12 protein-coding genes, 1 tRNA gene and 1 pseudogene are annotated in these 9,855 nt (G+C 62.8%); 9 read left to right on the top strand and 5 right to left on the bottom strand.

What is annotated here, in order from left to right:
• The 3 genes and pseudogenes from C3418_RS21205 to C3418_RS21195 form a co-directional block, all read left to right on the top strand.
• A pseudogene (locus tag C3418_RS21205) lies at nucleotides 1-487 on the top strand (LysR substrate-binding domain-containing protein); the annotation flags it as partial.
• A 46-nt stretch (nucleotides 488-533) separates the two neighbouring features.
• Nucleotides 534-1,556 carry a response regulator gene (locus C3418_RS21200; RefSeq protein WP_029314668.1) on the top strand — a complete coding sequence of 341 codons (1,023 nt, stop codon included), beginning with the start codon at nucleotides 534-536 and terminating at the stop codon, nucleotides 1,554-1,556.
• 33 nt (nucleotides 1,557-1,589) lie between these two features.
• On the top strand, nucleotides 1,590-2,021 hold the full coding sequence (locus tag C3418_RS21195) for a PAS domain-containing protein (RefSeq protein ID WP_039038700.1): 432 nt from the start codon (nucleotides 1,590-1,592) through the stop codon (nucleotides 2,019-2,021).
• Between the two features lie 63 nt (nucleotides 2,022-2,084).
• On the opposite strand, the gene ltaE is transcribed toward C3418_RS21195, so the two are convergent.
• The 3 genes from ltaE to C3418_RS21180 form a co-directional block, all read right to left on the bottom strand.
• Nucleotides 2,085-3,101, bottom strand: coding sequence for a low-specificity L-threonine aldolase (gene ltaE / locus C3418_RS21190; RefSeq protein WP_103859222.1), 1,017 nt, complete (start codon nucleotides 3,099-3,101; stop codon nucleotides 2,085-2,087).
• 86 nt (nucleotides 3,102-3,187) lie between these two features.
• The gene (locus C3418_RS21185) at nucleotides 3,188-3,895 is read right to left on the bottom strand and encodes a short-chain dehydrogenase (protein ID WP_103859221.1); all 708 of its coding nucleotides are present in this window, start codon (nucleotides 3,893-3,895) and stop codon (nucleotides 3,188-3,190) included.
• Nucleotides 3,896-3,970: 75 nt separating this feature from the next.
• A complete protein-coding gene (locus C3418_RS21180) occupies nucleotides 3,971-4,378 on the bottom strand; it encodes a transcriptional regulator (RefSeq protein ID WP_052816457.1) in 408 nt (135 codons plus the stop codon).
• 165 nt (nucleotides 4,379-4,543) lie between these two features.
• Between C3418_RS21180 and C3418_RS21175 the strand changes: the two genes are divergently transcribed.
• Nucleotides 4,544-5,443: an aldo/keto reductase family oxidoreductase gene (locus tag C3418_RS21175; RefSeq protein WP_103859220.1), complete on the top strand. Its 900-nt coding sequence runs from the start codon at nucleotides 4,544-4,546 to the stop codon at nucleotides 5,441-5,443.
• Nucleotides 5,444-5,512: 69 nt separating this feature from the next.
• Here C3418_RS21175 and C3418_RS21170 read toward each other — a convergent pair whose 3' ends face one another.
• Nucleotides 5,513-5,791 carry an RNA-binding protein gene (locus C3418_RS21170; protein WP_029314670.1) on the bottom strand — a complete coding sequence of 93 codons (279 nt, stop codon included), beginning with the start codon at nucleotides 5,789-5,791 and terminating at the stop codon, nucleotides 5,513-5,515.
• Nucleotides 5,792-6,003: 212 nt separating this feature from the next.
• On the bottom strand, nucleotides 6,004-6,546 hold the full coding sequence (locus C3418_RS21165; protein WP_103859219.1) for a hypothetical protein: 543 nt from the start codon (nucleotides 6,544-6,546) through the stop codon (nucleotides 6,004-6,006).
• 174 nt (nucleotides 6,547-6,720) lie between these two features.
• Here C3418_RS21165 and mepA point away from each other — a divergent pair, with 174 nt between their 5' ends.
• From mepA to C3418_RS21140, 5 genes are all read left to right on the top strand, one after another.
• Nucleotides 6,721-7,464, top strand: a complete 744-nt coding sequence (mepA, locus tag C3418_RS21160; RefSeq protein ID WP_039038706.1) for a penicillin-insensitive murein endopeptidase — start codon at nucleotides 6,721-6,723, stop codon at nucleotides 7,462-7,464.
• A gap of 42 nt (nucleotides 7,465-7,506) precedes the next feature.
• The gene (locus tag C3418_RS21155) at nucleotides 7,507-8,112 is read left to right on the top strand and encodes a LemA family protein (protein ID WP_010675022.1); all 606 of its coding nucleotides are present in this window, start codon (nucleotides 7,507-7,509) and stop codon (nucleotides 8,110-8,112) included.
• Nucleotides 8,109-8,843, top strand: a complete 735-nt coding sequence (locus tag C3418_RS21150; RefSeq protein WP_042016642.1) for a YgcG family protein — start codon at nucleotides 8,109-8,111, stop codon at nucleotides 8,841-8,843. The genes C3418_RS21155 and C3418_RS21150 overlap by 4 nt, the downstream gene beginning before the upstream one ends.
• A 22-nt stretch (nucleotides 8,844-8,865) precedes the next feature.
• Nucleotides 8,866-9,483, top strand: coding sequence for a TPM domain-containing protein (locus C3418_RS21145; protein WP_052816454.1), 618 nt, complete (start codon nucleotides 8,866-8,868; stop codon nucleotides 9,481-9,483).
• Nucleotides 9,484-9,749: 266 nt separating this feature from the next.
• Nucleotides 9,750-9,837: transfer RNA gene (locus C3418_RS21140), tRNA-Ser, on the top strand.
• The last annotated feature ends 18 nt before the right edge of the window (nucleotides 9,838-9,855 follow it).

Raw genomic sequence — 9,855 nt, 5'->3', positions numbered from 1 at the left:
CAACCCCCTCTGGTGGGGTTCCACTCCGGTCCGTCTCTTCGCCTCCCCCCCCTAGATTGGGAAGATGGGTTGGCCCTCCCACCCGACCCAGCTGGAAGAGCACGATCTCATCTACTGCTGGCCCCACCAGCACTGGCAACTGAGCGGGCGGGACGAACAGACGATCTGCATCAAGCGCACTCCCCGCCTTTGCATCGACCAGACCCAGGCCGCCGTACGGGCAGCCCAGCGCCACCTCGGCATCGTCAACGCCCCGCAGCACTATGTGCACCCCTTCCTGCAAGATGGTCAGCTCGTCCCCGTCCTGCCTGACTGGCAGTCGGGAAAACGTCCCTTCTACATGCTCCATTGCCAGCCCCGGTTCACCCCGTTGCGTGTTAAGATGTTCGCCGATTTCGTCGAGAAGCACTCCGAGCGCTATCGTACCCGCCAGCAGAACGATCAATTTTCACCGGCGCAGCCGCTGCCCGTTGCATCTGACGGCTGATGACCCACACTTAGCGCAATCCTCGTTGCACAGGTCGGCTAACACTATGAATGTATTGATATGTGATGACTCCGGGTTCGCGCGCAAGCAGCTGGTGCGCGCCCTGCCCGCCGATTGGGGTGTCACCTTGCACCAGGCCGCGGACGGACTGGAAGGGGTCGAGCAGATCCTGATGGGGCACGGGGACCTGATCTTTCTCGATCTCACCATGCCGGAGATGGACGGTTATGGCGTGCTCGAGACCCTCAAGCGAGAGGGGGTGCGCAGCAAGGTGATCGTGGTTTCCGGCGACATCCAGCCGGAAGCCCATGAGCGTGTCATGGCTCTTGGCGCCCTCGATTTCATCAAGAAGCCGGCTTCCCCGGACACCCTCCTTGCCTTGCTCAAGCGCCACGGTCTGTGGCAATCAGCCACCCAGGTGACGGCCATCCAGCACCAGCCCGTCGCCAGCCACCAGGCTGCCCAGAGCAGCATCCAGTTCACCCCCGAGCTGCGGGATGTCTATCAGGAGCTGGCCAACGTCGCCATGGGCCAGGGGGCGGATCTGCTGGCCCGCCTGCTCGGCGCCTTCGTGCTGCTCCCCATCCCCAACGTCAACGTGCTGGAGGTCTCCGAGCTGCACATGGCACTCTCGGCCGCCGCCGAGTCGGAGACGCTCTCTGCGGTCTGCCAGGGCTTCATCGGCGCCGGGATCGCCGGGGAGGCCCTGCTGCTGTTCCACGATGCCAGCTTCCAGGACCTGGCCCGCCTGATGAACCATCAGGGGGAGCTGGATCACGGCGCCGAGCTGGAACTGCTAATGGACACCGCCAACGTGCTGATCGGCGCCTTCCTGCGCGGCTACGCCAACCAGCTCGACACCCCTTTTAGCCAGGGTCACCCCGTGGTGCTGGGCCAGCACAGGCCCATTCAGGATCTCATTCGGACCAACCAGAGCCGCTGGCGCCGCACTCTGGCCATCGAGATCAACTATCGGGTGCAGGGCTATGCGGTGCAGTGCGATCTCTTGCTGCTGTTTACCGAAGATTCCATCGCCACCATGAACAACAAGATCATGCACATGCTCTGACTGCCCCGCGGCAGCAACCACCAGGAGTGACCCATGGACATTCGGGAATTTCATTGGCTGATGAACATCGTCCAGAATCTGGACGTGGGGCTGGTCGTGCTCGACAGGGAGTACCGGATCCAGGTGTGGAACGGCTTCATGGAGAGTCACAGCGGCCGGTTGGCAGGCGAGGTGCGCGATCAAGGGCTGTTCTCGCTCTTCCCCGATGTGGACAAGGCCTGGTTCGAGCGCAAGGCCAACATGGTGTTCAAACTCAACAACCGTGCCTTCAGCACCTGGGAGCAGCGCCCCTACCTGTTGCGCTTCTCCAACTACCGCCCCATCACGGGATCGGCCCCCTACATGTACCAGAACCTGACCCTGGTGCCGCTGGCCGACTTCGCCGGAGAGGTCACCCACCTGGCCATCATGATCTATGACGCCACCGACGAGGCCATGCTGATCACCGGCCAGCGCCAGGGATGACCGACCCTGCCATGACAACAAGGGCGCCCGATGGCGCCCTTGTTGTTGCGATGGGGAATGGCGTCAGCCACTCAGGTACTCGGTGAAGGCGTCGATCACCTCGTCGATGTCATCGTCGGTGATCTGCAGGTGGGTCACCAGCCTGAGCTCCCCGTAGCCGGAGAAGAGAATGCCGCGCTCCTTCATGAAACCCAGCAAGGTGGCGGGATCTCCCTGGGTCAGGCGCAGGAATACCATGTTGGTCTGCACCTCACCCATGTTGAGTGTGATGCCTGGCAACGCGGCCAGCCCCTCTGCCAGACGCCTGGCGCGGCGATGATCATCCGCCAGCCGGGCAACGTGCTGATCCAGCGCGAACAGGGCGGCCTGGGCCAGGATCCCTCCCTGGCGCATGCCGCCCCCCAGCATCTTGCGCAGCCGTCTGGCGCGGGCGATGAACGCAGCCGATCCCACCAGCAGGGAACCCACCGGTGCTCCCAGTCCCTTGGAGAGGCAGACGGAGATGCTGTCAAAATGCGCCGCGATGGCGGCCACCGGTTCCCCGCTCGCCACCACCGCATTGAAGAGGCGAGCCCCGTCCAGGTGCAGCTTCAGCCCCTTCTCGTCGACGAATTCGCGCATGGCGCGCAGGTAGGTCAATGGCAGCACCTTGCCGTTATGGGTATTTTCCAGGCAGACGAGGCGCGTCTGGACGAAATGGGGATCATCGGGAGCGATGGCCCCCCGCACATCCTCGATGGCCAGGGTGCCGTCCGCCTGCATGGGGACGGATTGCAGGGCCACCGAGCCCAGCACGGCAGAGCCCTGGGCCTCGTAGCGATAGATGTGGGAGGCCGCCCCCAGCACGGCCCCTTCCCCACGCTGACAGTGACTCATCATGGCCAGCAGGTTGGACATGGTGCCGGAGGGCACGAACAGGGCCGCCTCCTTGCCAAGCAGTTCGGCGCCGCGGCGCTCCAGCGCATTGATGCTGGGATCTTCCCCATAGACATCGTCTCCCACCTCGGCATGCAGCATGCTCTGGCGCATGGCTTCCGTGGGTTGGGTCACGGTATCACTTCGTAAATCGATATAGCGCATGTCATCCTCCTGATGCAGGACGATGACATTAACCAGCCGACACCCGGCTGGCAAGAAACGGCAAGCGGGAATGTGAGCCCGGCGGCTCACCAGGGCAGCGACTGACCCTGCAGATCCACGAAACGGCCCGAGTGCGCCGGCGTCAGTGTGGCCATCAGATCCAGCAGGCGGACGGCGACCTCGGCGGGGTCCTGCAGCAAAGCGGGATCCGTCTCCTGGAGAAAAGGTTGCTGCATGGGGGTATTCATGAGGCCGGGATGCACGGTGATGACACCGGCGCCGGGAAAACGTCCGGCCCACTCACCCGCCAGGATCCGGGATCCCATGTTGAGGGCGGCCTTGCTCATGAGGTAGCTGTAGTGGCACATGGCCTCCTGGCCCCCCTCCTCCAGGCTTCCCGCCCGATCCGAGAGGCTGCAGAGCCAGAGCGTGCTCTGGGGCATCATGCGCCGGCTGAGGTTGGCACCAAGGGCCAGGTGGGGCCAGGCATTGGCCAGCAGACTCTCTTCGAGCCATTGGGGGGTCACCTCCTCCACCCGCCGCTCCGGCATGTGGGCAAGATCATGGAGCAGGCCTATGGTGTTGATCACCACCATCGGCAGTGTGGTGCTGTCATAGAGGGTAAAGAGGGCCTCGAAGGAGAGCGGGTCCACCTCCTGCAGCGGAAAGTAGCAGGCGGGATCCAGCCCCCTAGGCAGTTGCCTGCCCGCCAGCAACCACTCTTCGCCCCGTCTGGCCAGCTCCCGTGCCAGCGCACTGCCCAACCCGCCACTGCCCAAGATCAGATAGCTCATCTGCGTGTCCTTGGATTTGATCACTGCTTAGAGGGTATCAGAAGAATGGCGGACTGCCGGGAGCACCCGTCAGGCTCAGGCCTCGGCCAGATGGCGCCCAAACTCCCGCGCCCGGGCCAGGTCCAGAAAACCGTCCGCCTGCTTGTGGCTGCGCAGGAACTGGTAATAGGCGAGCAGGGTCACCAGTTGCTCCTCGTCCGGCATGGGTTTTCCCGGACGGGTCTCCTGCACCAGCGCCCCCGCCGCCGACAGGGCGTCCCTGTCCACCACCTCGGCCTGACGATAGAGATACCCGCAACCGGTGGCGAGCCACTCCAGCGAGCAGTTGGCCCCCATGGCAATCTGGTTCGCCTTGCCAAGGCCGGGCTCGGCCCCTTTCAGATACTTGCGGATCAGGGCTTCACTCAACCCCACCTTGCGGGCAAAAGCGCTCACGCTCCCCTCCCCGATCAGACTTTGCAGCCTGGCGGCAAATCCTTCCATCACCCCTTCTCCTCTCACTGACACCGGGATCTTGACCCGTCGGAGTCAGAACCATAGTTCGAATTCGCGAAGGGGGCATTATTGCCTTGTCCGCCGGAAGAGACCAAGATGCTGCACATGATTTTGCCCCTTTCTTTTCGCATTGTTATCTCCAGAGGAGTCACCATGTCCGTATCCCGTCTGGCCCTGCACGAGCAAGGCCCCACCTTCTCCCGCCTCATCATGGGCTACTGGCGCCTGATGGAGTGGCAGCTCTCCCCCGCCACCCTACTGGACCTGATGAAATATCACCTTGATCTCGGGGTCACCACCATCGATCACGCCGACATCTACGGTGGCTACCAGTGCGAGGAGGCCTTCGGCCATGCCCTGCGCCTGGAGCCCTCCCTGCGCGATCGCATGGAGATCGTCAGCAAGTGCGGCATCGCCCTCACCGCCAATCCGGCCCACGCCCTGAATCACTACAACACCGGCAAGGGACACATCGTCGCCAGTGCCGAAGCCTCCTTACAAAAGCTCGGCACCGATCATCTGGATCTGTTGCTGATCCATCGCCCCGACCCCTTGATGAACGCCGACGAGGTGGCCGACGCCTTCATCACCCTCAAGCAGGCAGGCAAGATCAAGCACGCCGGGGTCTCCAACTTCACGCCCCACCAGTTCGCCCTGCTGCAATCCCGCCTGCCCTTCCCCCTGGTCACCAACCAGCTGGAGATCTCCCCGCTCCATCAGGAGGGGACGCTGGATGGTGCCCTGGATCAATGCCAGCAACTGCGCATCAAGCCCATGGCCTGGTCCTGCCTTGGCGGCGGGCGGCTGTTCCATGCCCCCGAATATGCCCCGCTGCGGGCGGAACTCGAGCAGATCCGCCAGGAGGTGGGCGCCGACTGTCTGGAGCAGGTGGTCTACGCCTGGGTGATGATGCTGCCGAGTCAGCCGCTGCCCCTCATCGGCTCCGGCAAACGGGAGCGGATCGCCGCCGCCGTGGCAGCCGAGTCCATTGAGCTCACTCGCCAGCAGTGGTTCCGCATCCGCAAGGCCGCTCTGGGTTATGACGTTCCCTGAGTCTGCACCAGACCCTGAAAACAAAAACGGCATGGAGGATTCCATGCCGTTTTCCGTTATCGAGACGATTCAACGATGGCGCTGGGGGCGACCACGGGGTGCATCCGTCTTCGGTTTGGCCTGATTGACCGTGATGGTGCGGCCGCCGACCTCGGTGCCGTGCAACTCGGCGATGGCCTTCTCGGCCTCACCATTGACCGGCATTTCAATGAAACCAAACCCCTTGGACTGACCGGTATCGCGGTCGATGATGATATCGACCTTGTCTACCTGCCCAAATTGGCTGAACACGGTTGTCAGTTCGTCGGCCGTCATCCGGTACGACAGATTACCTACGTAAATCTTCATGCCATCCACTCTCGATTCAAGGTGCCTTATCTATGCATCCACCGACCTGGGAGTAAGGGCACAACCCCCCTGCCGGACCAGCCACGGCATCATGCCATGGCACTTCCAGCTTCGTATCCCAAGTCCTTGATCTCTTGGGTTATCAGAGCAGGAAAGATCAAATCGAATCAGAGGCAGTATCTGAGCATTGGAATGAATTGTCGAGAAAATAGTCAGAGCGGGTGCAGTTCGGCCAGCAATGTGCCGAGGGCACGACGCCCATGCCAGGCACGTTTGAACCCGAATCGATAGACCCCGGGGGCCACTTCGTGAGTCCCTTCCCGGGACAACCCGAGCAGGCTGGTGGCCGTCGCCAGAGTCAACTCATCCAGCCCGAGATCCAGGCTGAAATCGAGCCACTGGCCATCGTGTCCCACCTTGCGATCCCGCTCCATGCCCACCAGCACAGCTCTGGGCAGGGCCAAGGCCCGGTCTTCGCCGCCATTGAGCAGATAGAGATGGCGTTCATCCCAGGCAAGCTCCGCCAGACGCCAGCGCTGCCAGTTGCGCGGCAACACCATCATCACCAGCACGATGCCGCCAAAGACCACCCCGACCCAGGGCAGCAGGCCCATGTCGGGATATCCCAGCCAGAGGGCGGCCACCACAGTGGCGAGACTCGCCAGCAACAGGCAGATCATGACCCCGTAAAACCGCCGGGCCGGGGGCATCAGCCAGCTCACGTTCTCTTGCGCTGCCAGCTCACTGACTCTCATCTTCTCTTCTCCTTCTGTGATGCGAACGGCCTTGCCGTCGCTGCGTTGCCGCGCATTGTGCGCGAGCGACGCGCCGCGATGCAACCGCCACCGCGACACGGATGACGGCCAGCCGCCACTCTTGGTATGCTTGGGGCTGTCTGAGCCCGCACTGGGCGCCATCCCGGGAGTCCCATGTTCGCCACCGCCCTGCTCTTGTCCGCGAGCACACTCTATGCCGAGGCCATCGGCGGCTACTCCGCCGGCTGCCTGAAAAATGCCGTGGCCCTGCCCCTCGAAGGCCCTGGTTATCAGGTGATCCGCACCAAACGGCTGCGCTATTACGGTCACCCCGACCTCATCCATTACCTACAGCATCTGGCCAACCAGACCAGACTGGCCGGCATGCCGGATCTCTATATCGCCGACCTCGCCATGATGCACGGGGGGCCCTTTACCTCAGGTCATCGCAGCCACCAGACCGGCCTGGATGCCGACATCTGGTTCAGGATGGCTGACAGACCCATCAGCCGCTGGGAGCAGGATGCCCCCAGGGAGTGGGCGCTGATCGACGAACCCAGCTACCGGATGCTGCCCGGCCGATTCGGCCCAAGGCAGCTCAATCTGCTGCGCCTTGCGGCTGATCGCCCCGAGGTGGCGCGTATCTTCGTCAACCCCGTCATCAAGGCCGAGGTGTGCAAACAGGCACCCGGTGAAGCCTGGGTCGGCAAGCTGCGCCCCTGGGTCGGCCACTTCAGCCACTTTCACGTGCGCCTGCGCTGCCCGGCAAACAGTCCGGACTGCCAGCCCCAGGCTCCCATTCCCCCCGGCAATGGCTGTGGGGAGGAGCTGACCTCCTGGCTCAAGGACAAACCCCAGCTGCCCAAAGTGTCGATGAGCTACCGCGCCCCCCTGTTACCCAGGCGTTGTGAGGGCTGACCACAAGCTGTTATGGTGAACCTATTTCCGAGAGAAATATCAATGGAGAACAACAAGATGGCCACTTCACTCTGGCAGCGTGGTACCCGTGCCCTGCTGACCCTGACCCTGCTGCTGGGTTTGACCGGCTGCGGCATGAACACCATTCCGACCCTGGATGAGCAGGTCAAGGCGAGCTGGGGACAGGTCGAGAACCAGTACCAGCGCAGGGCCGATCTCATTCCCAACCTGGTGGCCACCGTCAAGGGGTACGCCAGCCACGAGCAGGAGACCCTCAAGGCGGTCACCGATGCCCGTGCCCGAGTCGGCAGCGTGCAGGTGAGTGACCCCTCCCAGCTCAAGGCGTTCGAGGCGGCTCAGGAGCAGCTCTCCAGCGCCCTCTCCCGGCTGATGGTAGTGGTCGAGCGCTACCCGGATCTGAAGGCCGATCAGCAGTTCCTGACCCTGCAGGCCCAGCTGGAAGGCACCGAGAATCGCATCGCGGTGGCCAGACGGGATTACATCGAGGCAGTACGCCAGTTCAATACCGAGATCCGTACCTTCCCCGGGGTCATCTGGTCCAAGCTGCTTTACTCCGATCTGGAAGCCAAACCCACCTTCAGCGCCAAACCCGGTGCCGATGAGGCGCCCAAGGTCAGCTTCCAATGAACGTGATGAGACACTGGCTGGCGCTCTGTCTGCTGCTCTGTGCCACGGCACTGCATGCCGCCCCCGATTTCCCGGCCCTGACCGGGCGGGTGGTGGACGAGGCCAATCTGATGTCCCGCAAGCAGGCCCACCAACTCGCACAGCAACTGGCCGTCTTCGAGAAGCGCAGCGGCGTCCAGCTGGTGGTGGTCTCCATCGACACGCTGGCGGGGGATACCATCGAAGAGTACGGCTACCAGCTCGGTCGCCACTGGGGCATCGGCCAAAAAGGCAAGAACAACGGCGTGCTGCTGATCATCGCCCAGGACGAGCGCAAGGTGCGCATCGAGGTGGGTTATGGCCTGGAAGGTGCCCTGCCCGACGCCATCGCCGCCAATATCATCCAGACCCGGATCCTGCCCGCCTTCAAGCGCGGTGACATGGTGGCCGGCATCCTCGCCGGCAGCCAGGGCATCATGCAGGCCCTGGCCGGGGAGTATCAGCCCGTGGACAACACCAGCAAGGCCGACAAGCAGGGAGGTCCCTGGCTCTTCATCCTGGTGGTGATTGCGATGATCGTGCTGCACAATCTGCGCGGCGGCGGCGGTGGGCCGGGAGGACGTCGCCGGACCGCCTACATGGCCGGTGGATTCGGTGCCGGCTCCTTTGGCGGCCGCACTGGCGGCGGTGGTGGCGGTTTCAGTGGTGGCGGCGGCAGCTTTGGCGGCGGCGGTGCATCTGGCGGTTGGTAATCAGGGAAAAAGAGACAACAAGATGATTTCGAAACAGTTTTTCCACACCTTGCAGGCCAGGGTTCGACAGGCCGAGCAGGCCACGGATGCCGAACTGGTCACCGTGCTGGCCCCGGCCAGCGATGGCTATCGCTATATCCCGACCCTGTGGGCCGCCCTGCTGGCCATGCTCACCCCCCTGCTGGTCTTCCAGCTCGGCTTCTGGCTTGGCTGGTACGAGATCCTGCTGGTGCAGTGGTCGGTCTGGTTGCTGCTGAGCCTGCTGTTCCACTGGACGCCCATCAAGATGCGGCTCATCCCCCACAAGGTACGCCGTCACCGGGCCGCCCTGATGGCCCGCCTGCAGTTTGTCGAGCAGGGACTTCACCGCACCCGGGACCGGCTCGGTGTGCTCATCTTCGTCTCGGTGGCGGAGCACTATGTGGAGATCCTGGTAGACGACGGGATCGCCCAGCACATCGACAACACCCAGTGGCAGCAGATCATCGACGACTTCGTGGTTCGGGTACGCAACAAGGAGGTCGAGCAGGGGTTCCTGGAGTGCGTGGAGCGCACCAGCGCCATTCTGACCGACGCTTTCCCCGCCACCCGGGGTCAGAACGAGCTGCCTGACAGCCTGATCATTCTCGACAAGCCTTGAACGGGATTAAAAAACCGGCATTCTGTTCAAGGGATAGGCACTCGATAAAGATTATGAAAAATAAGGGGAAAAGTGGTTGACCCAGGCAGCCCTTTCCCCTAAATTACGCCCCGTTCCAGCGCAACGGCGCAGCGAACACCGTGTTGGCTGAACACGTTAAACCACAGACAAAAATTTGGTGCGGTATCCGAGAGGCTGCCCACCGACGAAGTCGGCAAGATGCACGCGCAGCGTGCTCCGAAAGCCACTTCAAGCAGTAAAAATTTGGTGAGGTGTCCGAGTGGCTGAAGGAGCACGCCTGGAAAGTGTGTATACGGCAACGTATCGAGGGTTCGAATCCCTCCCTCACCGCCAAATATAACCCGTTGAATT

The sequence above is a fragment of the Aeromonas sp. ASNIH8 genome, assembly GCF_002919855.1.
In the GTDB taxonomy this organism is placed as follows: Bacteria; Pseudomonadota; Gammaproteobacteria; order Enterobacterales; family Aeromonadaceae; genus Aeromonas; species Aeromonas caviae.
This window is presented reverse-complemented; position numbering and strand designations above follow the sequence as displayed.